The following is a 23,448-nucleotide window of genomic DNA, read 5'->3' as shown; positions in this document are numbered from 1 at the left end:
TTCTTCTCCTTCCTATAAATTATCTATCATTTCTTCTAATTCTTTTTTATCCTCAGTTGTTAAATCTATTCCACTTTTTAATTTTCTCAAAATTTCAGAATCTTGTCCCGACATACTTCTTTCTAAAATCTTTATTATTAATTTTATATAAAAATTCATATTACCTCCATGTTAAATTTTATCTGCTATATAATATATTGAAAGATAATTAAAAAAACTACCAAAAATTACAAAAATATGCCAAATAACATGGCTATATTTTAACTTTTTCATCATATAAAAAATTGTTCCAACAGAATAAACTATTCCTCCAACCAATAAACAATTAAATGATACAGCACTTAAAGCTGATTTTATATCTTTGAAAACAAATATAACCATCCAACCCATTATTAAATAAATAATAGTTGATAATAATCTCATTTTTCCTGTAAAATAAATTTTATAAATTACTCCAAACATAGTACATGTCCATTGAGCTATAAAAACTATCCATTTAGTTTTTCCGTCTAAAACAGTAAAAATATATGGAGTATATGAAGCTGAAATTAAAAAATAAATTCCAATATGGTCCAATTTTCTAAAAAATTTTTTTAAATCTTCATTTATTAATATATGATAAGTCCCAGACATTGAATATAAAAAAATTAAGGCAATTCCAAAAATTATACAACCTAAAGTATAACCAATTTCTTTAGTTTCTATTGAATGAAAGATTATAAATATTAGACCAATTAAAGATAAAATAGCTCCAATATAGTGAGTAATTGCATTTAAAATTTCTTCTATTGTTCGTTTCATAATTTCCCTCCATTTAATATTTTATCATATTTTTTTATTTTTTATAATTTTATTTATTTTTTTATATTTTAGACTAAAATAATATATATTTAGACTAAATTTTGTATTAACACAATACAACTTTAAAATACTTAGGAGGTTACTTCAATGGAAAAAGATATTTTTTTAAAAAATAGGTCTTACAGAACTTTTACTAATGATAAGATTAGTAAAACAGAACTTTTAATGATGATTGAAAATGCTAGATTGGCTGCTAGTGCGAAGAATTCTCAAAACATTAGATATGCCTTAGTTGAAAATGAAAATATATGTGATAAAATATTTCCTCTTACAAGATGGGCTGGAGCTCTTCCTGATTGGAATCCTTCTGTAGAAGAATCTCCTGTAGCTTATATTGTAATGTGTTTACCTAACGACACTCCTTTAAATATAAATTTAAATTATTTTGATATGGGACTTGCAGCTCAAAATATTTTACTTACAGCTGTTAATATGGGATATGGTGGTTGTATTCTTGCTTCATTTGATAAAAAATCTGTTCATAACTTATTAAATATTCCTGAAAATTATAATTGTGAAATTCTTATAGCTTTAGGAAAACCTTTTGAAATTGCTACAGTTGTTGAAGCTACTGATGGAAATACTAATTATTATCGAGATGTTGAAAAAAGACATAATTATGTCCCTAAAATCCCTTTAAGTAAATTAATTTTTTAATTAATTTTACAAGAAAAAAATAAAATGATATAATTCTATTGAAAAAGTATTTTTTGTTATAAAAATTTTTGGCTGGTGAAAAATATTTTTTTCTAGAAAAATAGAAGTTTTAACTTCTTAAAATAATTATTCAATCTATAACCTATTAATTATAAAGAAAAATCACTCTTTTTTAATCTAAGGTATATACCCTTAATTTTAAGAGTGATTTTTTTACTCTACTTTTTAATTACCCATTTTTATTATTATTAAAAAAATAATTTCTAATATATTTAGTCTATATTCTATAATTTTAAACCTTTTATATAATAAAATCTAAACTTTAGTCTTATCTCTTTACATCACTATTTAGCCATTTTTTCTAAGGTATCACCTGCTAATCTATATACAGTCCATTCTTTCATTGGTTCTGCTCCTAGAGATAAATAAAAATCTATACTTGGTTTATTCCAATCTAAACACCACCATTCTAATCTTCCACAACCTCTCTCAACAGTTATTTTGGCTAATTCTTTTAAAAGTGCTTTTCCATAACCCTTTCCTCTATATTGAGGAATTATATATAAATCTTCAAGATATATACCTGCCTTTCCTAAAAAAGTTGAAAAATTATGAAAGAAAAGTGCAAATCCTATCTCTTTATTATCTACTATTGGAAAAATTACCTCTGCCTTTTTTTCTTCAAATATCCATTTCTTTAACAGCTCTTTAGTTGCCACTACTTCACGCTCTAACTTTTCATAACTAGCTAATTCTATAATATATTTTAGTATTAATTCTGTATCTTTTTCTTCTGCAAAACGAAAATTTATTTTTTCTTTCATGATTCTATCCTCCAATATTTTTATTTTTTTAATTATATAATATTTTTATAAAAAATAATATTTTTTATATTTTTCTTTTTCTAATTTTTATATTTCTTTAATTATAATTCTTTCTAAAATAAATTTTTGTTTATAAATATATAAAAAAATCAATATCCTTTTTATGAAATTTAAGATTTTTTAGATTATTTTATGATATAATAAATTTATATTTATTTTACTTTGGAGGTAATATGCTTAGTAAAAGTCTTATTGAAAAAATTTTAAATGAAGCTTTATCTACTGGTGGAGACTTTGCTGAAATTTTTATAGAGAAAAAAAATAATAATAGTTTTTTTATGATTGATGGAAAATTAGAATCTACAATTTCTGGAAGAGATTTTGGAGTAGGAATTAGAATTTTTAAAGGTTTATTTTCTGTATATGGTTTTACAAATGATATGGAGGAAGAAAATCTTTTAAAAACTACTAAAAAAATAGCTCAAGCTGTAAAGGGAACTAAAGAAGATATAACTTTAAATCTTATAAAACAAGATATTGAAAATATTAATAAAATTCAAATTTTTCCCGAAACAATCTCAAAAAATGAAAAAATTGATTTAATGAAAATAGCTTGTAATAGTGCAAAAAATTATGATAGTATAATTTCTCAAGTAAGAGTTTCCTATGCTGATGTTAAGCAAAATATTTTAATTGCAAATAGTGAAGGAAGTTTTGTAACTGATGAAAGAGTTAGAGGAAGAATTTCAATAGAAAGTATAGCTGAAGCAAATGGAGAGATGCAGACAGGTCGTATGAGTCCTGGAGCCTCATCAGGATTTGAATTTTTTAAAAATTTAGATATTGAAAATATCTCTCGTGAATCTTCAAGAATAGCAAAAACAATGTTGAATGCTAATTATTGTCCTAGCGGAAAAATGCCTGTTATTTTAGATAATGGATTTGGAGGTGTTATTTTCCATGAAGCCTGTGGGCATAGTTTAGAAGCTTCTAGTGTATCTAAAGGTAACTCTATTTTTGCCAATAAAATGGGGAAATTAATTGCTAATCCTCTAGTTAGTGCTGTAGATGATGGTACTATTCCTAATGAATGGGGAAGTATTACAATTGATGATGAGGGAACTCCATCTCAAAGAAATTTATTAATTGAAAATGGTATTTTAAAAGGTTACATGATAGATAAATTAAATGGTAGAAGAATGAATAAAAATTCTACAGGTAGTGGAAGAAGAGAGTCTTATAAATATGCTCCTACTTCACGTATGACAAATACATTTATTCTTCCAGGAAAATCTTCTTTCAATGATATTATCAGAAATACTGAAAAAGGAATTTATGCTAAATATATGGGTGGAGGTTCTGTAAATCCAACTACTGGAGATTTTAATTTTGCTGTTATGGAAGGTTATATTATTGAAAATGGAGAGATTAAAGAACCTGTAAGAGGAGCTACTCTTATTGGAAATGGTGGAGAAGTTCTTAAAAAAATTGATATGGTTGGAAATAATTTAAGCTATGGTCAAGGTATGTGTGGAGCATCCTCTGGAAGTATTCCCACAAATGTAGGACAACCTACTATTAGAATTAGTGAAATTACCGTTGGTGGTAGAAAATAAAAAATTTTAATATTTTATAATAAAAGAGTGTTGTAAAATTATTAATAACAAGTTTACAACACTCTTTTTGATTTTTATAAATTTATAATATTTTAAATTTATTTATTAAAATCTAAAACTAATTTTGTAAGTAAAGCAGCTCCTCTCCATAATACTCCTTCATTTGGATTATAATGACTATTATGTAAAGGCCATACTTTTTCTCCTTCTCCTGTTGTTCCTATCCAAGCAAAAGCTCCTGGAACTTCATTTAAATAGAAAGAAAAATCTTCAGCTGTCATAGCTGGTTCTACTTCTACTAAAGCTTCATCTCCATAAAGTTCTTTTATTTTATCTGACATATATTTTGTCATCTTTTCTTCATTTAACACTGCCATATATCCTCTTTCATAATTTAATTCTCCTGTACATCCTGAAAGAAGACATATTCCATCTAATACTTCTTTTAATCTTTTTTCTGCTAAATCTCTCATCTCTGGAGCAAAAGTTCTACAAGTTCCCTCTAAAACACATTCCCCAGCTACTATATTATATCTACTTCCAGCTTGCATTTTTCCTATTGTTATAACCATAGATTTCATTGGGTCTGCATTTCTACTTACAATAGTTTGAACAGCTGTTACATATTGAGCTCCTGTTACTAAAGCATCTATTCCTTCATTTGGTTTTGCTGCATGACTTGGCTTTCCTTTTATAGTTACTGTAAAGTGGTCAGAGGCTGCCATTAATGGTCCTTCTTTTATTCCAACTTTTCCTAATGGTAAATCAGGCCATACATGCATACTAAATATAGCGTCAACACCATCTAAAGCTCCCTCTTTTATCATTCCTTTAGCTCCTCCATTAGGAGAAAGCTCTTCAGCTGGTTGGAAAATAAATCTTACTTTTCCTGAAAGTTCATCTTTTCTTTTGGATAAAAGATAGGCTGCTCCTAAAACCATAGTCATATGATTATCATGACCACAAGCATGCATAACACCTTTATTTTTAGATTCAAAAGAAACTCCTGTTTCTTCTTCTATTTGTAAAGCATCCATATCAGCTCTCAATGCTATAGTTTTTCCTTCTTTAGCTCCTATAAGTTCTGCTATTATTCCATTCCCATTTACATTTTTTCTTATATTAAAATTTCCAAATTTTTCTAATTCTCTTAAAATTATTTCAGAAGTTTTTGATTCTTTATTAGAAATTTCTGGATTTTCATGTAATTCTCTTCTTGTATTTTGTAAATATTCTTGAATTTCTTTTGCAGAATTTACAATTTCCATTTTTTCCTCCTTTTTTTTATCTATTTCCTAATATATCTGGTTTTACTTCTATAGGAATAGGACAAGAATATGCTTTTTTCTCAGTAACTTTATTAAATTCTTCTTTTGCTTTTTCTATTAATTGAGGATTTTTTATAAGTCTTTCTACTGATTTTGCTAATACTTTAGAAGCATACAACATTCCTTTTACAGCTATTCCCTCTTTACCTTGAGAAACCATTTGCCAAGAATGGGCTGGAGTTCCTGGTACAAAACAAGCTCCTGAAAATTGAGCTGTAGGTACTACATGACTACAATCACCAACATCTGATGAACCTGGAATGTTAATATCTTGATGAGTATGTTCTACTACAAAATCAGACATTAATATTTCTTTATATCTATTAGCTAATTCTTTTCTTCTAAAATTTGATACAAACATTAAAGACATATCACTATTTCTGTCAACATCTGTTATAGTTTTCTTTATTTTTTCAGCAAATTCTAAATCTTTCTCATCATAATCTGGCAAAGAAATTTCTTTCATTGTTTCATATAATACATCTTCTAAAATACTATTCGATATTACATTTGAACAAGCTTTATCAAATACAATCTCAACTTCTGTTTCTGTCATTAAAGCTGCTCCTTTAGCTACTTTACAAACTCTTTCATACAATTTTTTTACTTTCTCTGTATCTGTAGAACGAATTAAATAAAGTACTTTAGCATGACTTTGAACAACATTTGGAGATGTTCCTCCTGTATCTAATACTGCATAATGAATTCTATCTGTTGGTTCTATATGTTCTCTTAAATAATTTACCCCAACATTCATTAATTCTACAGCATCTAAAGCACTACGTCCTAAGTGAGGAGAACCAGCAGCATGTGAAGATACTCCTTTAAATTTAAAATATACTTGACAATTTGCTTGAAAAGAACCTGTTATTACAGCATTTCCACCAGCTGGGTGCCATGTTAAAGCTATATCTAAATTATCAAATACTCCTTCTCTAGCTAAATAAGCTTTTCCTGAACCTCCCTCTTCTCCTGGACAACCAATAAAAACAATAGTTCCTTCTCTATTATTTTCTACTAAAAAATCTCTAACCATTAAAACGGCTCCTATTCCAGCTGTTCCTAATAAACAATGTCCACAACCATGTCCATTTTTTGTTTCTTCCCTTGGAACAGGTTTATCTTCTCCTGGTTTTTGACTTAATCCTGAAAGAGCATCAAATTCTCCTAAAATTCCTATAACTGGTTTTCCACTTCCAAAAGTAGCTGTAAAAGCTGTATCCATTCCGGCCAAACCTTTTTTTATTATAAAATTTTCATTTTTTAAAATTTCTATCATATCATTTGAAGATTTATATTCATTAAATTTTAATTCAGAATAATCCCAAATTTTTCCATTTAATTCTTCTAAAATTTTATCATAATTTTTCATTATTAATTTCCTTTAAATTCTTTTCCAAATAAAATTCTACTACTTATTATTGTAGCTATTAATATAACAGTTCCTATTCCTGTAGCAACCATTGTAGTTACTCCAGCTCCAGAAGACATTGGTAACATAATAAATAAATTTAACATAGCAAAATAAATTATACTTGTTATTGTATAAGATAATGAATAATTAGCTAATGCTGGACTTTCTAAGTTAGGGTCACATACACGAAGTAATAATACTCCTGTTAAAAATACTCCTGTACTCATTCCAAAAGTCCCAATCATTTGTTCAAACCAATATCCTTTTAAATATTTTTTACAGAATATAAATAAAATACCTGTTGTTACTATATAACCTACAACAACCATAACAAGAATTGGAACTATATAAGCAGCTACTGCTTTTATAGGTAAACTTGCTATTGCTGCTATTACAGCATATTCTGTAAAAGACCCTGAAATTTTACTTTTTACTTTATCATCTACTAAATAACTTAGATTTAATTTTCTCATTATTCCCCAAATAATAAACATTACTATCATTGCATAAGCCCATACTGAAATACTACTTAATACAGGAATTTTAAATTTTTTTGTAAAAGATAAAACTATATAAGCTAGTCCACAAGCAACAAAAATTATAGCAGCATGAAAAGCCACAGTATCTATTGAAGAAGATAATGTTGTTTCACGTCCAATTGAATTTTGTTTTGACATATCTTTTTGATACCCAATACGAAGTGGCTCTGGAATATCAGCTGGTTTTTTTAATAAAGCTGTATGTCCATGACGAGCTGCCCAGTTTATTAATCCTATTCCTATTAATATTCCTCCAACAATTCCAAATGTAGCAGTTGTTGTAGCAACACCTTGTGAAGTTTGCCAATATGGTAAATTTAATCCTGAAAGAATATTTCCTAAAGTTCCTGCTGTACCATGTCCTCCAACAAATCCTATTGCTAATTCTATTCCAAATACATCATATAAATCTTGTCCTGAAAATAATACATGAGTCCCATATCCTACAGCAAATTGAAACATTGAAGCTCCAAGTCCTATTCCTATTAATGGTATTACATTTTTTAAAACATCAGAATCTGTATTTTTTCCACTTCCTATATTTAAGCCTAATGGAACTGCAGCAACTACTGGTACTATTAATACTCCTGGAAGTAAAGAATAAATACTAAACCATTCTTTTGGCACAGGTAATATATTTATACATTGAGGTCCTAATATTAAAAGTAAAAATCCTCCTATCACTCCTGCTGGTATAAATGTTTTTTGAAAAATTTTTACATTAGCTCTTATAAAAACACCTAAAAGTAAAAATGCCCCAAGAAGCCCTAAACTTTTTAAAAAATCTGTTAACATTGCACTAGTCATATTATTACCCCCCTAAAGTTTAATTTCTTAAGATATTACATTTTAGTTCAATTATTCCCAAAAGTCAAGTATTTATACATTTAATTTTTCGCAAGTATATAATTTATTTTGTTTATTATTTTTTTATAAAATAAATTTTTTTATATTTTTTATTACTCCAGCCTCATTATTGTTTCCTCCATTATATTTAGCTATTTTTTTTAATTCTGGGTGTCCATTTTCCATAGCAAAACTATATTCTCCTTGTTGGATTAATTCATAATCATTTAAAAAATCTCCAAATACCATTGTTTCTGATTTTTTTATATTCAACAACTCTTGAATTTTTTGTAAAGCTACCCCTTTATTGACTTCTATCTCTGTCATATCAAGCCACCATTTTCCTCCAATAGCTACTTTTACATTAGGAGAAATATTTTTAAAGAAAGGATATGAATTTTTTTCTACTCCTGTTAAATCACAAATAGATATTTTTAAAGCTGGTTCTTGTATTTTTGTTAAGTCTTCTACTATTTCATAAGCATCATATGACCTTTTAAATTCTTCTAAAAATTTTTCATCTCTTTCTTCAATATATGCTTTTGTTTTTCCACAATAAATTATATTCGAACTTTTATTTTTTCTTCCTATATCAATTATTTTTAAAGTATCTTCTCTTGTAAATCCTTTTGAATATATTTCTTCTCCATCTTTTATGACTAAAGCACCATTTTCTACTATCATTATTACATTATTTTTAGCTCTTTCAAATCTCTTTTTTATATTATAATATTGTCTTCCACTTGCTACTACAAAATAAATTCCTTTATCTGTTATTTTTTTATGTATCTCCCAAAATTCCTCATTTATTTTTTTATTATCATCTAATAATGTTCCATCCATATCTGTTGCTATTAATTTTATATCTATCATTTTTTCCTCCTATAAAATAAGGATAAACATCTCTGTTTATCCTCTAAATTTTTTATTTTTTCAATATATATTTCTTTATGGAATTTACTACCCCTGCTTTATTATTATCTCCACCACTATATTTAGCTATCTTTTTTAACTCTGGATGTCCATTATCCATAACAAAGCTATAGTCTCCTTGTTGTATCAGTTCATAATCATTTAAAAAATCTCCAAATACCATTGTTTCTGATTTTTTTATTCCTAACTTTTCTTGTAAATTTTTTAAAGCTATTCCTTTGTTTACATTTTTTTCTGTAATGTCTAACCAAATCTCTCCAGAAATTGCCACTTTATATATTTCTTCATATTTTTTATAATAAGGATATGAATTTTTTTCACTTCCTGTTAAATCACAGATAGTTACTTTTAAAGGAATGTCATCTACTTTTGTTAAATCTTCTACTATTTCATATTTTTCATAATATTTTTCAACTTCTTTTATAAAATCCTCATCATTATTTTCTAAATATGCTTTTTTCTTCCCACAAAATACTAGATGAGCTGTAGAAATTTTTCTACCAACATTTATAAGTTCTACTGCATCTTCAAAAGGAAGACCTTGAGAATACAATTCTTTTTCTTCTTCCATAACAATAGCCCCATTTTCTGCCATTACAATTATATTTTTATTATTTAATCTTTCAAAATTTTTAATTATATTATAATATTGCCTTCCACTTGCTACTACAAATTGTATTCCTAAGTCCGTTATTTTTTTATGAATTTCCCAAAAACTTTCATCTATTTTTTTATTATCATCTAATAAGGTCCCATCCATATCTGTTACTATTAATTTTATCATACTACCATCCTATTTACTATTTTTTATATCATTAATTAAGGAATAAATAATCTCTCCTGTTATTCCCCAAATAATATCATCTTTATATTTATAAAAATAAATCTCTCTTTCCCTTCCCCATGGCTTCCAATAAATTTGTGGAAGTCCTAATTTTTCTGATGGAAATATTATTTTTTTATTTCCATTTTCATAATGAGGATTATTTTGAACCATAACCTTTTCTATATAAGGTTCTGTTTTTAATAAAAATTCCAAAGGAACTAAAAAAACTCTCTCTACTTCATCTTTATTTAATTGTATTTCATTCAAATTAAAATTTTCTATATATCCTAATTTAACTTCTATTAATTGACCTGTAGCCATCACTAATTTCCCATAATTTATTACTTTTTCTATTCTATCTCTTGAGATTCCTATTTCTTCTTCTGTTTCTCTAAGAGCTGTTTCTGTAAAATCTACATCTCCTTTCTCTTTTTTTCCCCCTGGAAAAGATATTTCTCCACCTTGAGCTATATTCATAGCTCTTTTTTCAAAAAGTAAATTTAACTTCCCATTAACTTCACAAAATAATACCATAACAGAAAATAATAATTTCTTTTCTTGACCAATTATTTTATCTTTTATTTTATTTTGTAAAAAATCTTCTAATAATTGTTTTTCCACTTTTTTCCTCTTTTATACTATAATGTCTCCTACTGTCATTTTTAAATAATTTATTAAATCTTTTGCTGACATCTCTATTTGAAGTCCTCTCATTCCACCACTAAAAATTATTGTTTCATATTTTAAAGATGATTCATGAATAAAACTTGTGTGTTTCTTTTTTATCCCTATTGGAGAACATCCTCCTCTTACATAGCCTGTATAAGCTGTTAAATCTTTTAGAGGTAACATCTCAACTTTTTTACAATTAGCCACTTTTGCTAATTTTTTTAAATCAATATTATCTCCTCCAGGAATACAAGCTACTATTAATTCATTTTTTTCATTTAATAAAGTTAATGTTTTAAAAACTCTTTCTAATTCTAATCCTGTTTCTAAAGCTACATGAATAGCACTTAAATCATTTTCATCTACTTTATATTCTCTAAGAGAATATTTTATTTTATGTTGCTCTAACTCTCTTACTGCATTTGTTTTTTTCAATTTTTAACCTCTCTTTTTTCTATTTTTATATTTAGTGTATAGTTTAAAAAAATCTGTTATTACTAAAAATCCAAATATTATTGCTATTGATATTATAAAAGTTTCTGCTCCTTTTTCCATGGCTTTTTCATATTCACCATTTACAAGATATAACATTGTATAATATGCACCACTTCCTGGCACTAAAGGAGTAAATGTTGGAATAAGTGATGAAGTTACAGGAGTTTTTAATTTTCGAGCTATAATTTCTGAACCTAATGTAGCTACTGCTCCAGCCAAGAAAAAAGAAATAGCTAGAGAATATCCCATTTTATTAAAAATATAATATACCAACCAACCTAGCCCTCCTACTATTGAAGCATAAAATCCAATGATTCCTCTTACATTAAAAATAAGACAAAAACCATAAGTTGCCAATGCTGAATATCCAAATTGTCCTATCATTTTAATAAATTACACCTCCAATAGTAGTATAAATTTTTAAAATAACCCCAGCTCCAACAGCCAAAGAAGTAGCTATCATAATAGCTTCCATAAGTCTTGAACTTCCTGCTATTAAATCTCCAGAAATAAAATCTCTTATCGCATTCACAAATACTAATCCTGGAACTAAATTCATTAAACAAGAAATTATTATTATAGATGTATTTTCTGTATACCCATAATAATTTCCTATACAAGGAATTGTTGTACATATCATACTTCCTATACTATTTATTAAAACTCCATTAGCTCCCATTTTTCCTAAATAATAACTTCCTACTCCAACTGTTATTCCTGTAAGTCCACCTATTAAAGAATCTCTAAAATTTCCACCAAAAAGTAGGGTAAAAAAAATGGATACAAAAACAAAACCTGCCATATATCTGTATAATTCAATATAAAAATTATTATCTATTTTTTTTAATTTTTCATAAAATTCATCAAAAGTATAATTATCTATTTCTCTTATAAGTTTATTAGTCTTATGAATTTTATTTAGGTTCCAACTTCTCTCTGATATCCTTGTAACTAAAGAATGATACTGCTCATCCTTTCCTTTTATAGATACAACTATACAAGTCAAGGTAACAAAAGTTTCTATTTCATATCCATAATGTCTTCCTACTCTACAAATAACATCTTCTGCCCTATAAACTTCTCCTCCATTTTGAAGAATTACTTTACCTGTATATGAAGTTAATTCTAAAATTTCACTTTCTAATTTATTAAGAGTTTTATCCATTAACTAAAATCTCCTTTGTTATAATTTTCTCCCATTAAAAAAATTATAACAAAATTTTTTATTTTTATCTAGCTTAATTAATATTTTTATTAATTAAATTCTTTATATTTTATTGACTAATCAAATTTTTTTAAGTATAATATTTTAGTTAAAAGCAGGTGGGCAGCTATTAATAACCCACTGCTTTTTTATTTTCATTTTTTATAGGAGAATTTTATGAATAAAATTTTATTGCTTTTCAAATATGACAAAATATTTATTAAGAATTTATTAATTTTATCTTTACCATTAATAGGACAAAATTTAGTTACTTCTTCTTTAAATCTACTTGACAATATTATGATAGGACATTTAGGAGTTAACGAAATTGCTGCTGTTGGATTGGCTAATCAATATTATTTAGTATTTTTCCTTACTATGACTGCTGTTTGTGTAGGAGGAAGTGTTCTTATGTCACAGTTCTGGGGAAAAAGAGAATTACATAATATAAAAAAATTCTCTGGAATTTCTTATATTATTTCCTTATTAGTTACACTAATCTTTACACTAATTGCTTTATTTTTTCCTCAAATTATTATAAAAGCTTTTATAAATAATGAAAAAGTTATTGAAATTGGTTCTAATTATTTAAGAACAGTTGCTCCTAGTTATATTTTTACTTGTTTATCATTTAATTTTTGCGCAACTATGAGAAGTGTTGGAGAAACTTCAACTCCTATGAAAGGGAGTATAATTGGTTTTCTTTTTAATGGAATATTGAATTATATTTTTATTTTTGGAAAGCTTGGATTAGAGCCTATGGGAGTTGTTGGAGCTGCTTTAGGAACAACTTTTTCAAGACTTATCGAATTCTTATATCTTACTTATATAGTATATATAAAAAATCATATAATAAAAGCTACTTTTAAAGAATTATTTTCATTTGATTCTTATGATGTGAAACTTTTTATTAAAACTGCTACTCCAGTAGTTATTAATGATTTTATATGGGTTTCTGGAGTTACAGCTTATTCAAAATCTTATTCTTTATTAGGTGCTGATGCTATAGCTACTATGCAAATAGCTGGAATAACAAATAATTTATTTCATATTTTTGGAATAGGACTTGGAGTGGCTAGTTCAATTATTATTGGACATAGTATAGGAGCTGGAGAATCTATTCAAGAAGTTTTTGAAAAAGGAAAAAAAATGGCTTCTTTTTCTTTTTTAGTTGGAATTGTTGTTGGAATTTTATTTTTTATTACTTCTCCTTTAATACCTTTATTTTTCAATGTATCAACTGAAATAAAAGAAAATATATTAATAATTTTAAAAATAATGGCTTTTATTTTACCTTTTAGATTTTTAGGAATGAGTTTTATTATAGGTTCTTTTAGAGGTGGTGGAGATGTTTTATATGCTACTATTGCTGAAGGAGTTTCTATGTGGCTTTTAGCTATACCACTTGGGTTTTTCTCAGTATTTTTCTTTAATATAGATATAAAAATCTTATATTTATTAATTTGCTTAGAAGAAGTAGGAAGACTTTTATTTGGTTTCCCTAGATTTATTTCTAAAAGATGGATTAAAGCTTTAGTATAAAAAAATAAAGGAGCTACAATATAGCTCCTTTTATTATTTTTAATCTCTTCCTTTTCTTGAAAATATTCTTAATAGATATAAGAATAAATTTATAAAATCTAAATAAAGAGTCAAAGCTCCTATTACTCCTAATTTTTCTATAGTACTTTCATCACCATATGAAATTTCATAAGCCATATTTTTTATTTTATTAACATCATAAGCTGTTAAAGCTGAAAATATCACTACTCCCATTATAGTTACCATCCAATATAATGATGGAGCTTTTAAAAATATATTTATTATACTAATTATTATAATTGATATTAAACCTGTTCTTAAATACCCACCATAGTTACTCAAATCTTCACTAGTAAAATATCCATAAGCAGCTGTTACTCCAAACATTATTATTGTTGTAAATAAAGTGTATCCTATAATATAAATATCTCCTACCATTACTCCTATTAATGAAAAAACTAATCCATTTAAAAATGAATAGAAGAAAAATAATAATCTTGCTGTCATAGTAGAGATTTTATGTAACATTCCTGATAATCCTATTACTACTACAAACTCTAAAATTACTATTGGTAAATATAAGTTCATTATTGTATAAATCAAATTTTGATTATAGAATATTATATATGCTGGAACTAAAAAAGTTATAAAAAGTCCTATTATCATATAAGCAAAAGATGACCTCAATAATTTATTGTTTACATCAAAACTCATATACTCTTTTTCATCATTATAATACATATTTGTACCTCCTCATATATTTTCTTTCTTTAGACAATTTTTTTTGCGTAAAAGTCTTTAATAAAAGTAATAGGTGTTGATTTTAAATCAGCACCTATAAATTTCTTAATCTTCTTTTCTTATTTTTCCATTTTTTATTAATGTAATAACAAATTGATGAGCATCTACTATTGCGTTTGTGTGAGCAAATTTTGTTTCCCCTTCATAAAGTCCATTCATTAATACTTTTTGTTGTTCTTCTTCATTTCTTTCTAAAGTTTCTAAATCTATTTCTCCATTTTTATATTCAGCCACTAAAGAATCATACATTTTATCAAAAGTTTCTTGATATACAACTTCTGATATATCATGTATATCAAACATATCTTCCATTTATATTATTCCTCCTAATTATTTTAATTGCTCTAAAATTGCTTTATATTGTGTCTTCATCATTTTTATAGTTGCTTTTTTTACTAACTGATACCATTTTAATTTCATTGTTTCAATTCCTCTTAAAGAATCCATTAACATTCTTTTTAAAAAATCAAACTCTTCATAACTAACATTTAATTCTTTTAAATCTTTATTTTCACAAGAAATTTTTACATAATCTAAAAATGCTAAAACCCCCTTCATTTGAGGTATATTAGAATATGTTTTTTCAAATTCTTTCTTTATATCTACCATAAATCTTGATAGAAATTTTTTATGATTTTTATCAAGTTTTATAGAATATTTTCTTTTTCCTTTTCCAATTTTTTGTAAAATACCCATCATTCCCATCATAGATGACATTGCATTTATTTCCATAGGATTGATTTTCTCTGGATTGATTCTTTGTCCTTTCATTAATAACCTCCACTCTTATATTTTCCCTATTACATTTTCTATTTCTAATTTAGAGATACTTCCTTCTCTTAAAATTTTAACATTTTCGCTGCTCATATCTATTATAGTAGAAGCAGTTCCTATAGGACATTTTCCTCCATTAACTATAATATCAACTCTTTTTTTAAATTCCTCTGAAAGTTCTTCAAATGATGAAGGAGTATTTTCGCCTGAAATATTAGCACTAGTAGTAGCTAATATCCCTCCAGCACTTTCTATAATTTCTAAAGCTTTTTTATGATTGGGCATTCTTACCCCAACAGTTTCTCCATTAGAAACCATTATTGAAGGTACTACTTCTTTTTTCTTTAAAATAATTGTAAGTCCTCCAGGCCAAAAAGCTTTTATTAATTTCTCCATTTTCTCTTGATTTTTATTTTCTATAAAAGCTATCTCTTTAACTTTTTCCAAACTATTTACTAATGCTATTAAAGGTGATGAAAAACTCCTACTTTTAGCTTTGTAAATTTTTATTAATGTTTCTTCTTCAATAATTCCTCCAACACCATAAACTGTATCAGTTGGATAAATTATTATATTTCCTTTTTTTAATTTTTCTCCTATTTCTTTTATTGAAATTTCCATAATTGTATACCTCATTTTCTAAAATAAAAATCTCTAGTTTACAATTCAAACTTTCGCACTATATTTTATCACAAAAATAAAAAAAAAGCTAGTGAAAACACTAGCTTTTTTTTAATTTTTACTAAGATTATAAAGATTATTATTCTTCAAAAGTATCTATACTATCGAATAGTTCAGAAACAGATTCATGTTTAACAATTCTTTCTATTGCTTTCGCAAATAGTACATCAACTGATAAAACTTTTATTTTATCTATTCTTTTTTCTTCTGGAAGTCTTATTGTATCAGTTATAACAACTTCTTTTACAGGACATTTTGCTAATCTGTCAACTGCTGGGTCTGAAAGAATTGCATGGCTACAACAAATATAACTTTCTTTTGCTCCTCTATTCATTATAGCTTCTACTCCATTTGTTATAGTTCCAGCTGTATCTATCATATCATCTATGAAGATAGCAATTTTTCCTTCTACATCTCCTATTAAGTTCATTACTTCTGATAAGTTTGGTTTTGGTCTTCTTTTATCTATTATTGCAATTTTACAATCTAACCATTCTGCTAATTTTCTAGCTCTTTTTACTCCACCAATATCTGGAGATACTACTACTACATCATCACCTTTAAATCCTTTACTTAAGAAATATTTTGCTAAAAGAGGTAATGCTTGTAAATGGTCTACTGGAATATCATAGAATCCTTGGATTTGGTCAGCATGTAAATCCATACCAACTAATCTATTTGCTCCTGCTGTAGTAAGTAAGTTAGCAACTAATTTTGCTGTAATTGGTTCTCTTGGACTTGATTTTCTCTCTTGTCTAGCATATCCATAATAAGGCATTAAAACATTAATTGTTTTAGCTGATGCTCTTTTTAAAGCATCAATGAAAATTAAAAGTTCCATTAAATTTTCATTTACTGGACCTGAAGTAGGTTGAATAATAAATACATCTCTTCCTCTGACAGTTTCATCTACTCTTACATAGATTTCCCCATCTTTAAATCTAACGATTTGAGCATCTCCTAACTTTTGTCCTAATCTTTTAGCTATCTTCTCAGCTAATTCTACATTTGATGTTCCTGAAAAAATTTTAACTTCTTTCATATCAATTTGCATGTTTTTTATTTCCTCCATTTAAGTTTTATTAATTGCTTACTTCTTTCTACTGCTAAAGCGTCCTCTGGAACATCTTTAGTTATAACAGATCCTGCTCCTGTAACAGAATTGCTTCCTATATTTACTGGAGCAACTAACATTGTACTACTTCCTATAAATACTTTTTCACCTATATTAGTATTGAATTTATTGACTCCATCATAATTACATGTAATTGTTCCTGCGCCAATATTTGTATCTTTTCCTATTGTAGCATTTCCTAAATATGTTAAATGTCCTGCTTTTACTCCTGATTCTAAAGTAGATTTTTTAACTTCAACAAAGTTTCCAATATGTACTTTTTCTTTTAAATGTGCTTTTGGTCTTAAATGAGCAAAAGGTCCCATTGTTACTTTATCTTCTAATATACTTTCTTCTATAACAGAAGATTCTATTCTTATATTATTTTTCAATGTACTATCTATTATTCTAGTATTTCCTATAATTTCACAATTTTCTCCAATAATTGTATTTCCTTGTAATACAACTCCTGGATAAACAATTGTATCTATACCTATTTTTACTGTTTCTTCAATATATGTATTATCTGGGTCTATAAGGATTACTCCCTCTTCCATAAGTTCTTTATTTTTTCTCTCTCTTAATATTTTAGATGCTAAGGCCAATTCAACTTTTGAATTTACTCCTAAAATTTCTTGACTATCCTCTAAAACAAAACTATCTACTTTTTTGTTTTCATTAACTTGAATTTTTATAATATCAGTTAAATAATATTCACCTTTTTCATTGTTATTATCAATTTTGTCCAAAGCTTTAAAAAGCTCTTTAGAATTACAACAATATACTCCAGCATTTACTTCTTTTATTTTTCTTATTTCTTCTGTTGCTTCTTTTTCTTCAACTATTCCTATAAATTTACCATTTTCTTTTACTATTCTTCCATACCCAAATGGATTTTCATAAATAGCTGTAAGAACTGTTGTGATACAATTATTAGTTTTATGATATTCATACATCTTCTTTAGAGTTTCCCCTTTTAAAAGAGGAGTATCCCCACAAAGAATCATTACATCTCCATCATAATCTTTTAATAATTCTTTTGCTTGTATTATAGCATGTCCTGTTCCTAATTGTTCTTCTTGAACTACATAAGGAATTTCACCTAAAGTTTTTAAAATTTCTTCTTTCTTATGTCCTAAAATTAATATACTTTCTTTTATATCAATTTTCTTTAACTCATTTAAAATCTTTTTAACCATTGGTATTCCATTTACTTCATGAATAACTTTTGGTTTTTCAGATTTCATTCTAGTTCCTTTTCCAGCAGCTAGAATTAAAGCTTTTAATTCCATGTTTTTCTCCTTCAAAGTAAAATTAATCTACTACATTATACCACATAATAATGGTTATTCCAAATCAAAATAAAGAATTTTTATTGTGAACTTAATTTTTCATATGCTTCATTTATCTCTTTAAATTTTCTTTCATGATAATCTCTTTCACTTTGAGAAGCATTTGCATATTTATCAGGGTGATGAAGTTTTGCCTGAGTTCTAAAAGCCTTTTTTATCTCCTCTTGACTAGCTCCCTCTTGAATTCCTAAAATTTTATAATATTTTGATTTATCTTCAAAATAATTTCTATATCCACCATAGTTATTGCTTCCATTATTTGTATTTCCATAACTTCCACCATAATAATATCCACCATTATTTTGTTCGCTAGCTCTTCTAAAAAATTCTTCAAAATCTTCTGCATTAGTACTAGTTCTATAATAATATGTTCTAGTTCTTCCATTATTAGTATTATTTTTTCCTGTTAATAAATTCCAAATTAAAAATATTAATATAAATGGGAAAAAAGCTACAATTATATATCCAAAAAATACAAATAGTACAGCCATTATCATTAATATAGGGATAAATCCTAATGCTCTTTGTGGTCCTAAAATACCAGCTATTATAAAAAATAAAATCAATGCTATTATTAAAGCTATTTCCATTATTCTTTTTCACTCCTTAAAATCTAAGAAATTATAAATTTCTATTAACTTAGTCTATTTTTTCACTAATATTTAGACTGATATTTTTATATTATTTTCTCTTTTAACTTGATATTTTTGTTCTAAATATTCTTTAATATACTTTTATGATTATTACCCTCTAATTATTAACCAATAGAAATTATATCATTTACTATATTAATATTCAATATTAAATTTTGAAAATTCCTTTATATCTACAATTTCTCTTTCAATGTTAGTTACTTTTCCATAAGGAGAACCTAATTTTATATGTCTTTCACAATCTTTTATTTTTTCCTCTTCACCTTGAAGATATATTTCTACATCACCAGAATCTAAATTTCTAATTATTCCTTTCATTTCCAACTTTTTTAATTTATATCCAACACAAAATCTATATCCTACTCCTTGAACTTTTCCACTAACTATATAATGATATGTTTTCATTTTTCCTCCTTATTTAAGAGTTATCATAGCCCCTTCTAATCCATCACATTCAGATACAATTATTTCATCTTTTCCTAATATATTCATTATTTCCAAAACTATAATTGTTCCTGCTACTATATTTTCACCTCTTTCAGGTTGTAATCCAATCATTTTCATTCTTTCTTCTAAATTTAAACCTAAATATTTTTTTAAATTTTCCTCTAACATAGATTTAGTTAATTTATATAAATGGACTTTTTCAGAATTATATATTTTCATTTTTTTATAAACACTTACATTAGTTGTTACAGTTCCAGCTACTCCCACAAGAATAAATTTTTCATCTTTAAAAATTTCTACTTCTTTTATTCTATCTCTTATAGAGTTTTGACAAATTTTTATTTTTTCATAATTATCATTAGAAAAATAATCCTTTGTTTCTCTTACTGCTCCTAACTTAAAACTTTTTAAATATTTTATTTCTTCAGAATCTCCAAATATAAACTCTGTACTTCCTCCCCCTATATCTATTAGCATTATTTTTTCTGAAAATTCTGTACTTGAACCTAAAAAAGTCATCTCTCCCTCTTGATTTCCTGAAACAACTTCTATTTTTATTCCCGTTTTATTAAAGATTTCATTTATAATTTCATCTTTATTTTTAGATTCTCTTATGGCTGAAGTTCCAAAAGCTATGATTTTATCACAAAAATATTTTGTACAAATATCTTTATAATATTTTATAACTTCTATTAACTTGTTAATACCCTCTACAGATATAACTAAATTTTTATCCATATAGTTACCTAATTTTGTAATACTTGTCTCTTTATATAATTTTTTTAAAATTTTAACTTTTTCATTTTCTTCTTCAACTTCTGAAATAAATAATCTACAAGAATTTGTTCCAATATCTATTATTGCTTTTTTATATATTTTTTTCATCTGTTCTCCTTAATATATTTTATTTATTTTAAACTAATTTGAATATTTTAACATCTAAATAACACTAAAAAAAATTATAATTAATTATACTTAAATTTTGTATAATATTCAATTATTTTTAAAAATTCAGGAGGAGTAAATGAAAAATTTTAAAACTTTTATACTTATGGGAGTAATGACTTTTATAATGCTTTTCATAGGTAATCTTATTGGAGGAAAACAAGGGGTATATTTTGCCCTTATTTTAGCTGGATTTACAAATTTTATTTCTTATTGGTTCAGTGATAAAATTGTTCTTAAAATGTATAATGCTAAACCAGTTTCTGTAAATTCTGACCTTTATAAACTTGTACAAGGATTGGTAAAAAAAGCTGATTTACCCATGCCTAAAGTTTATATAATTCATTCAAATCAACCTAATGCTTTTGCTACAGGAAGAAATCCAAAAAATGCTGCTGTGGCTGTTACTTCTGGACTTATGGAAATATTAGATGATAATGAACTTTCTGGAGTAATAGGACATGAACTAGGTCATGTAAATAATAGAGATATTTTAATTGGAACAGTGGCTGCTACTTTTGCTGGAGCTATATCTTTCTTAGCTAATATGGCTAGATGGGGAGCTATTTTTGGTGGAAATAGAGATGATGAAGATAGAGGAAATCCAATAGCACTTTTACTTGTAGCTGTTCTTGCTCCTATTGCTGCTATGCTTGTTCAAATGGCTATATCTCGTACTAGAGAGTATAAAGCTGATGAATATGGAGCTAAACTTAGTGGAAATCCTTTATATTTAGCTAATGCTTTAGAAAAACTTGAAATTGGAGTGGCTAGAAATCCTATGAATGCTAGTCCATCTACAGAAAATATGTTTATTGTAAGTCCTCTTTCATCAAGAGATAAAATGGCTACATTATTTAGTACTCATCCATCAACTAAAGATAGAATAGCTAGACTTTATGAAATGGCTAATCTTTAATATTAAAATAAAAAAAGGAAAATAGAAATTATTTTCCTTTTTTATTTTATACTTCCTAAAATTATTTTAACTTTATATTTTTCATCTTCTAATTTTTTCTTTATAAATATCCCTATTTTTTCTTTTTTATCTTTAGCTATGCCATCTATCCCATTAATAAATAAAAATTTTTCACTATTTTTATTATTATCGAAATATTTTGCTTTTTTTATATACTCTATCAAAAAATTTTCATCTATATTTTTTTCTCTATAATTTGGTAAAACTTTTTCTAAAATTTCATATCTATGAACATTTTCACTATCTAACTTTAGATTAAAAACATCTAAATTTAACACTCCTATAATTTTAGTAGAATATTTAGGTATACATGGTTCTGTGTTATTCCAAAATTTAATTAATTTTTCTTTTGCTCCATCTCCTTCTATTAAAATATAATCAAACTTATCTTTTAAATTCTCTATCTTTAAATAGTCTAAACCTACTATTTTATTATTTTCTATTTTTTCTCCCATAACAAAAATATTTTTATTATTTCCTTCTTGTATTTCACTATTTATAATTAATTTTTCAAAACTATCTTCATTAGGAATTTTTATTTTTGTTGTAGTTGTTACTAAAACTTTTCCAAATTTTGACAACTCCCTAGCTAATAAAAACATTAATGAAGTTTTTCCTCCTGCTCCTGTTATAGTAATTATATCTTTTTTTATTATATTAAATTTTTCATACATTGATTTTCACCACCTTATAATAATTTTATAATAAATTTATTTTTTTTTAAACCTTTTATTAGTATAAATCATCAAATAAATAAAATTAAAGTTTATTGGAGGATTTACTATGAAAAAACACTTATTTTTATTTTTAACAGGAATATTAATTTTAGGAGGTTGTGAAGCTCCTAAATCAAATAAAAATATTGAGATTACTCTTACTCAAGAAGAGATACAAAATGTTAAAGATGACCAAAACCAAGCTGCTGCCATTCTTGTTAATAAAGCTATATCTAAAGAAATGAGTGAAATTAAATATACAGATGAAGAATTGAAAGAATTAAATGAATTAAAAGAAAACCTTGAAAAAGAATTTTTCTTAACAAAAATGGGTAGAGAAAGAGCTGTTGTAAGTGATGGAGAGCTTTTATCAGTTTATCAAGAAAATGCTGATAAATTAGAAAAATTAGATCCTGAAATTGTTTTACCTCAAATTAGAGAACAACTTTTAATACAAAAAACTAATCAAGAAAAAATTAATTATGTTAATTCTTTAGTTGAAAAATATGATTTAAATTCAAAATTAAAAGCTGCTTTCCCAGAAGTACAAAATCCTGAAAATAAAGTTGAAGATAAAAAAGATGAAATAGTAGCAAAAGAAACAACTACTCCTGAAAAAACTGAAACTAAAGAAAATAAAAAAGTTGAAACTAAGAAAAAATAGTTAAATTATGAAGAAAGTTTATGTTTTATTAGGGGAGGGATTTGAGTTAATAGAAGCTACTGTTCCTATTGATATTTTAAAAAGAGCTAAAATAAAAGTGGTTACTCTTTCATTAAATAAAGATATTTTTGTTAATTCTGCACAAAATATTCTTATCAAAGCTGATGATATGTTTAATGAATATAAAGATGGAGATTGTATAATTTTACCTGGTGGTTATTCTGGATATGAAAATCTTTTTAGAAGTGAAGAATGTCTAAAACTTATTAAATATTATTTAGAAAATAAAAAACTTGTAGTTGCTATATCAGGAGCTCCTTTATTTCTTGCAAAAAATAATTTAATTAATGAAAAAAATATCACTATTCATTATTCAAACTCTAATTTAGTAGGTGATATTTGTAATATTTTGGATAATCCTATTATGATAGATGATAATCTTATTACTGTTTGTGGTACAGGTTATATGCAAGATTTAGGATTTAAACTTATTGAAATTTTATCTCCTGATAAACTTCAAAAAGTAAAAAAAGGTATGAATATAAAATAAAAGAGAGGTTACCCTCTC

General features: G+C 26.0%; 28 protein-coding genes. 6 read left to right on the top strand and 22 right to left on the bottom strand.

The features are described 5' to 3' along the window. Window positions 1-12: 12 nt before the first annotated feature. Together T364_RS11175 and trhA are read right to left on the bottom strand one after the other, a co-directional pair. The gene (locus T364_RS11175) at window positions 13-159 is read right to left on the bottom strand and encodes a hypothetical protein (RefSeq protein WP_169733514.1); all 147 of its coding nucleotides are present in this window, start codon (window positions 157-159) and stop codon (window positions 13-15) included. 12 nt (window positions 160-171) lie between these two features. Then, window positions 172-801 (bottom strand): PAQR family membrane homeostasis protein TrhA, encoded by a 630-nt coding sequence (gene trhA / locus T364_RS0100925; protein WP_035945173.1) that lies wholly within the window; start codon window positions 799-801, stop codon window positions 172-174. Window positions 802-948: 147 nt separating this feature from the next. Here trhA and T364_RS0100920 point away from each other — a divergent pair, with 147 nt between their 5' ends. Beyond that, on the top strand, window positions 949-1,518 hold the full coding sequence (locus tag T364_RS0100920) for a nitroreductase family protein (RefSeq protein WP_027127885.1): 570 nt from the start codon (window positions 949-951) through the stop codon (window positions 1,516-1,518). 344 nt (window positions 1,519-1,862) lie between these two features. Here T364_RS0100920 and T364_RS0100915 read toward each other — a convergent pair whose 3' ends face one another. Next, complete coding sequence (locus T364_RS0100915; RefSeq protein ID WP_027127884.1) at window positions 1,863-2,342, bottom strand: GNAT family N-acetyltransferase; 480 nt, start codon at window positions 2,340-2,342, stop codon at window positions 1,863-1,865. Window positions 2,343-2,575: 233 nt separating this feature from the next. Between T364_RS0100915 and T364_RS0100910 the strand changes: the two genes are divergently transcribed. Beyond that, window positions 2,576-3,958: a TldD/PmbA family protein gene (locus tag T364_RS0100910; RefSeq protein ID WP_027127883.1), complete on the top strand. Its 1,383-nt coding sequence runs from the start codon at window positions 2,576-2,578 to the stop codon at window positions 3,956-3,958. A gap of 98 nt (window positions 3,959-4,056) precedes the next feature. Here T364_RS0100910 and T364_RS0100905 read toward each other — a convergent pair whose 3' ends face one another. From T364_RS0100905 to T364_RS0100865, 9 genes are all read right to left on the bottom strand, one after another. After that, window positions 4,057-5,226, bottom strand: a complete 1,170-nt coding sequence (locus tag T364_RS0100905; protein WP_027127882.1) for a M20 metallopeptidase family protein — start codon at window positions 5,224-5,226, stop codon at window positions 4,057-4,059. Window positions 5,227-5,242: 16 nt separating this feature from the next. Continuing rightward, window positions 5,243-6,658: a M20 family metallopeptidase gene (locus tag T364_RS0100900; protein WP_027127881.1), complete on the bottom strand. Its 1,416-nt coding sequence runs from the start codon at window positions 6,656-6,658 to the stop codon at window positions 5,243-5,245. A 2-nt stretch (window positions 6,659-6,660) separates the two neighbouring features. Further along, window positions 6,661-8,046: a sodium/glutamate symporter gene (locus T364_RS0100895; protein WP_027127880.1), complete on the bottom strand. Its 1,386-nt coding sequence runs from the start codon at window positions 8,044-8,046 to the stop codon at window positions 6,661-6,663. 123 nt (window positions 8,047-8,169) lie between these two features. Further along, window positions 8,170-8,958: an HAD family hydrolase gene (locus tag T364_RS0100890; RefSeq protein ID WP_027127879.1), complete on the bottom strand. Its 789-nt coding sequence runs from the start codon at window positions 8,956-8,958 to the stop codon at window positions 8,170-8,172. A 52-nt stretch (window positions 8,959-9,010) separates the two neighbouring features. Beyond that, window positions 9,011-9,802, bottom strand: coding sequence for an HAD family hydrolase (locus T364_RS0100885; protein ID WP_027127878.1), 792 nt, complete (start codon window positions 9,800-9,802; stop codon window positions 9,011-9,013). 9 nt (window positions 9,803-9,811) lie between these two features. Then, a complete protein-coding gene (locus tag T364_RS10230; protein WP_035945172.1) occupies window positions 9,812-10,465 on the bottom strand; it encodes an NUDIX hydrolase in 654 nt (217 codons plus the stop codon). Window positions 10,466-10,477: 12 nt separating this feature from the next. Continuing rightward, window positions 10,478-10,948 carry a Cys-tRNA(Pro) deacylase gene (gene ybaK, locus T364_RS0100875; RefSeq protein WP_027127877.1) on the bottom strand — a complete coding sequence of 157 codons (471 nt, stop codon included), beginning with the start codon at window positions 10,946-10,948 and terminating at the stop codon, window positions 10,478-10,480. A gap of 3 nt (window positions 10,949-10,951) precedes the next feature. Further along, window positions 10,952-11,392, bottom strand: a complete 441-nt coding sequence (locus tag T364_RS0100870; protein WP_027127876.1) for a threonine/serine exporter family protein — start codon at window positions 11,390-11,392, stop codon at window positions 10,952-10,954. Window position 11,393: 1 nt separating this feature from the next. Beyond that, window positions 11,394-12,173, bottom strand: a complete 780-nt coding sequence (locus T364_RS0100865; RefSeq protein WP_027127875.1) for a threonine/serine exporter family protein — start codon at window positions 12,171-12,173, stop codon at window positions 11,394-11,396. Between the two features lie 216 nt (window positions 12,174-12,389). On the opposite strand from T364_RS0100865, the gene T364_RS0100860 reads away from it, so the two are divergent. Then, window positions 12,390-13,754 (top strand): MATE family efflux transporter, encoded by a 1,365-nt coding sequence (locus tag T364_RS0100860; protein ID WP_051532589.1) that lies wholly within the window; start codon window positions 12,390-12,392, stop codon window positions 13,752-13,754. A 39-nt stretch (window positions 13,755-13,793) separates the two neighbouring features. Here T364_RS0100860 and T364_RS0100855 read toward each other — a convergent pair whose 3' ends face one another. The 9 genes from T364_RS0100855 to T364_RS0100815 all read right to left on the bottom strand — a co-directional run bounded on the left by T364_RS0100855 (window position 13,794) and on the right by T364_RS0100815 (window position 20,461). Beyond that, window positions 13,794-14,495 carry a Bax inhibitor-1/YccA family protein gene (locus T364_RS0100855; protein WP_027127873.1) on the bottom strand — a complete coding sequence of 234 codons (702 nt, stop codon included), beginning with the start codon at window positions 14,493-14,495 and terminating at the stop codon, window positions 13,794-13,796. 105 nt (window positions 14,496-14,600) lie between these two features. Continuing rightward, the gene (locus tag T364_RS0100850; RefSeq protein ID WP_407717291.1) at window positions 14,601-14,867 is read right to left on the bottom strand and encodes a hypothetical protein; all 267 of its coding nucleotides are present in this window, start codon (window positions 14,865-14,867) and stop codon (window positions 14,601-14,603) included. Between the two features lie 18 nt (window positions 14,868-14,885). Beyond that, entirely contained in the window at window positions 14,886-15,326 is a 441-nt protein-coding gene (locus T364_RS0100845; protein WP_027127871.1) for a hypothetical protein, read from the bottom strand. Between the two features lie 15 nt (window positions 15,327-15,341). After that, window positions 15,342-15,950, bottom strand: a complete 609-nt coding sequence (locus T364_RS0100840; protein ID WP_027127870.1) for an L-threonylcarbamoyladenylate synthase — start codon at window positions 15,948-15,950, stop codon at window positions 15,342-15,344. Between the two features lie 139 nt (window positions 15,951-16,089). Continuing rightward, window positions 16,090-17,064 (bottom strand): ribose-phosphate diphosphokinase, encoded by a 975-nt coding sequence (locus T364_RS0100835; RefSeq protein WP_027127869.1) that lies wholly within the window; start codon window positions 17,062-17,064, stop codon window positions 16,090-16,092. Window positions 17,065-17,069: 5 nt separating this feature from the next. Further along, the gene (gene glmU, locus T364_RS0100830) at window positions 17,070-18,416 is read right to left on the bottom strand and encodes a bifunctional UDP-N-acetylglucosamine diphosphorylase/glucosamine-1-phosphate N-acetyltransferase GlmU (protein ID WP_027127868.1); all 1,347 of its coding nucleotides are present in this window, start codon (window positions 18,414-18,416) and stop codon (window positions 17,070-17,072) included. Between the two features lie 80 nt (window positions 18,417-18,496). Beyond that, entirely contained in the window at window positions 18,497-19,066 is a 570-nt protein-coding gene (locus T364_RS0100825) for a J domain-containing protein (protein WP_027127867.1), read from the bottom strand. Between the two features lie 198 nt (window positions 19,067-19,264). Further along, complete coding sequence (locus T364_RS0100820) at window positions 19,265-19,534, bottom strand: acylphosphatase (protein WP_027127866.1); 270 nt, start codon at window positions 19,532-19,534, stop codon at window positions 19,265-19,267. Window positions 19,535-19,543: 9 nt separating this feature from the next. After that, a complete protein-coding gene (locus tag T364_RS0100815; RefSeq protein ID WP_027127865.1) occupies window positions 19,544-20,461 on the bottom strand; it encodes a Ppx/GppA phosphatase family protein in 918 nt (305 codons plus the stop codon). 139 nt (window positions 20,462-20,600) lie between these two features. Here T364_RS0100815 and htpX point away from each other — a divergent pair, with 139 nt between their 5' ends. Beyond that, a complete protein-coding gene (htpX, locus tag T364_RS0100810; protein WP_027127864.1) occupies window positions 20,601-21,440 on the top strand; it encodes a zinc metalloprotease HtpX in 840 nt (279 codons plus the stop codon). A 41-nt stretch (window positions 21,441-21,481) separates the two neighbouring features. On the opposite strand, the gene yqeC is transcribed toward htpX, so the two are convergent. Continuing rightward, window positions 21,482-22,174, bottom strand: coding sequence for a selenium cofactor biosynthesis protein YqeC (gene yqeC, locus T364_RS10225; RefSeq protein WP_035945184.1), 693 nt, complete (start codon window positions 22,172-22,174; stop codon window positions 21,482-21,484). Window positions 22,175-22,283: 109 nt separating this feature from the next. Here yqeC and T364_RS10910 point away from each other — a divergent pair, with 109 nt between their 5' ends. Together T364_RS10910 and T364_RS0100795 are read left to right on the top strand one after the other, a co-directional pair. Beyond that, a complete protein-coding gene (locus tag T364_RS10910) occupies window positions 22,284-22,880 on the top strand; it encodes a hypothetical protein (RefSeq protein WP_051532588.1) in 597 nt (198 codons plus the stop codon). 7 nt (window positions 22,881-22,887) lie between these two features. After that, window positions 22,888-23,430: a DJ-1/PfpI family protein gene (locus T364_RS0100795; protein WP_027127863.1), complete on the top strand. Its 543-nt coding sequence runs from the start codon at window positions 22,888-22,890 to the stop codon at window positions 23,428-23,430. Window positions 23,431-23,448 lie beyond the last annotated feature (18 nt).

The organism is Fusobacterium perfoetens ATCC 29250, from assembly GCF_000622245.1.
GTDB lineage: Bacteria > Fusobacteriota > Fusobacteriia > Fusobacteriales > Fusobacteriaceae > Fusobacterium_B > Fusobacterium_B perfoetens.
The sequence above is the reverse complement of the archived record's forward strand: the minus strand, read 5'-3'. Positions and strand labels throughout refer to the sequence as shown.

Excerpts from the sequence above, each read along its gene's own strand:
- T364_RS11175 (WP_169733514.1), bottom strand. The coding sequence starts at position 159 with ATGAATTTTTATATAAAATTAATAATAAAGATTTTAGAAAGAAGTATG.
- trhA (WP_035945173.1), bottom strand. The coding sequence starts at position 801 with ATGAAACGAACAATAGAAGAAATTTTAAATGCAATTACTCACTATATT.
- T364_RS0100920 (WP_027127885.1), top strand. The coding sequence starts at position 949 with ATGGAAAAAGATATTTTTTTAAAAAATAGGTCTTACAGAACTTTTACT.
- T364_RS0100915 (WP_027127884.1), bottom strand. The coding sequence starts at position 2,342 with ATGAAAGAAAAAATAAATTTTCGTTTTGCAGAAGAAAAAGATACAGAA.
- T364_RS0100910 (WP_027127883.1), top strand. The coding sequence starts at position 2,576 with ATGCTTAGTAAAAGTCTTATTGAAAAAATTTTAAATGAAGCTTTATCT.
- T364_RS0100905 (WP_027127882.1), bottom strand. The coding sequence starts at position 5,226 with ATGGAAATTGTAAATTCTGCAAAAGAAATTCAAGAATATTTACAAAAT.
- T364_RS0100900 (WP_027127881.1), bottom strand. The coding sequence starts at position 6,658 with ATGAAAAATTATGATAAAATTTTAGAAGAATTAAATGGAAAAATTTGG.
- T364_RS0100895 (WP_027127880.1), bottom strand. The coding sequence starts at position 8,046 with ATGACTAGTGCAATGTTAACAGATTTTTTAAAAAGTTTAGGGCTTCTT.
- T364_RS0100890 (WP_027127879.1), bottom strand. The coding sequence starts at position 8,958 with ATGATAGATATAAAATTAATAGCAACAGATATGGATGGAACATTATTA.
- T364_RS0100885 (WP_027127878.1), bottom strand. The coding sequence starts at position 9,802 with ATGATAAAATTAATAGTAACAGATATGGATGGGACCTTATTAGATGAT.
- T364_RS0100870 (WP_027127876.1), bottom strand. The coding sequence starts at position 11,392 with ATGATAGGACAATTTGGATATTCAGCATTGGCAACTTATGGTTTTTGT.
- T364_RS0100865 (WP_027127875.1), bottom strand. The coding sequence starts at position 12,173 with ATGGATAAAACTCTTAATAAATTAGAAAGTGAAATTTTAGAATTAACT.
- T364_RS0100860 (WP_051532589.1), top strand. The coding sequence starts at position 12,390 with ATGAATAAAATTTTATTGCTTTTCAAATATGACAAAATATTTATTAAG.
- T364_RS0100855 (WP_027127873.1), bottom strand. The coding sequence starts at position 14,495 with ATGTATTATAATGATGAAAAAGAGTATATGAGTTTTGATGTAAACAAT.
- T364_RS0100850 (WP_407717291.1), bottom strand. The coding sequence starts at position 14,867 with ATGGAAGATATGTTTGATATACATGATATATCAGAAGTTGTATATCAA.
- T364_RS0100845 (WP_027127871.1), bottom strand. The coding sequence starts at position 15,326 with ATGAAAGGACAAAGAATCAATCCAGAGAAAATCAATCCTATGGAAATA.
- T364_RS0100840 (WP_027127870.1), bottom strand. The coding sequence starts at position 15,950 with ATGGAAATTTCAATAAAAGAAATAGGAGAAAAATTAAAAAAAGGAAAT.
- T364_RS0100835 (WP_027127869.1), bottom strand. The coding sequence starts at position 17,064 with ATGCAAATTGATATGAAAGAAGTTAAAATTTTTTCAGGAACATCAAAT.
- glmU (WP_027127868.1), bottom strand. The coding sequence starts at position 18,416 with ATGGAATTAAAAGCTTTAATTCTAGCTGCTGGAAAAGGAACTAGAATG.
- T364_RS0100825 (WP_027127867.1), bottom strand. The coding sequence starts at position 19,066 with ATGGAAATAGCTTTAATAATAGCATTGATTTTATTTTTTATAATAGCT.
- T364_RS0100820 (WP_027127866.1), bottom strand. The coding sequence starts at position 19,534 with ATGAAAACATATCATTATATAGTTAGTGGAAAAGTTCAAGGAGTAGGA.
- T364_RS0100815 (WP_027127865.1), bottom strand. The coding sequence starts at position 20,461 with ATGAAAAAAATATATAAAAAAGCAATAATAGATATTGGAACAAATTCT.
- htpX (WP_027127864.1), top strand. The coding sequence starts at position 20,601 with ATGAAAAATTTTAAAACTTTTATACTTATGGGAGTAATGACTTTTATA.
- yqeC (WP_035945184.1), bottom strand. The coding sequence starts at position 22,174 with ATGTATGAAAAATTTAATATAATAAAAAAAGATATAATTACTATAACA.
- T364_RS10910 (WP_051532588.1), top strand. The coding sequence starts at position 22,284 with ATGAAAAAACACTTATTTTTATTTTTAACAGGAATATTAATTTTAGGA.
- T364_RS0100795 (WP_027127863.1), top strand. The coding sequence starts at position 22,888 with ATGAAGAAAGTTTATGTTTTATTAGGGGAGGGATTTGAGTTAATAGAA.